The 524-nt window shown below is 44.5% G+C and carries 2 pseudogenes; one reads left to right on the top strand and one right to left on the bottom strand.

The features are described from left to right. Nucleotides 1-97 (top strand): annotated as a pseudogene (locus R7O13_RS30695) (GNAT family N-acetyltransferase); the annotation flags it as partial. A 103-nt stretch (nt 98-200) separates the two neighbouring features. On the opposite strand, the pseudogene R7O13_RS30690 reads toward R7O13_RS30695, so the two are convergent. Further along, nucleotides 201-524, bottom strand: a pseudogene (locus R7O13_RS30690) (phospho-sugar mutase); the annotation flags it as partial.

Below are 524 nucleotides of genomic sequence, written 5' to 3'. Positions count from 1 at the left end.
CTACCTCAAATTGGGCTTTGAAAAAGTAGGGCAGTATTCCGGTTATCCGGCTGAGGGAATCCACAAATACTTCCTCCAAAAAGAAATCGCAGAATAGTCGCTACTGATGTTTAGCTTGTTAGGAATCCAGAAAAAGAGGCGCGAACAGCGCCTCTTTTAGTATGTAGTCATGAGCTTGTCATGACTACTCGTTGAGAGGGTTACAAGCTTTTTTGGTGTGCGTCGATCAGCGCGTTCATTTTGGCTTCGGCAGTTTGTTGCGCTTGCTCGTAGCTCATGTCAGCAGGGAAGTCACTGATGACTTCGTAGTAACATTTCAACTTAGGCTCAGTACCAGAAGGACGAACGATTACGCGAGATTTATCTTCAAGATGATAAATCAGCACATCACTTGCTGGTAAATCAATCGTCTCTTCTGAACCATCCTCAAATGTACGACCGGAAGTTTTCAAGTCCTCAGTTACCGATACTTTCTTGCCTGCAATTTCGCTTGGTGGATTTGCACGTAACTTGTCACCAATTGG

It is taken from the genome of Vibrio sp. Y176 (genome assembly GCF_033438945.1).
The sequence above is the reverse complement of the archived record's forward strand: the minus strand, read 5'-3'. Positions and strand labels throughout refer to the sequence as shown.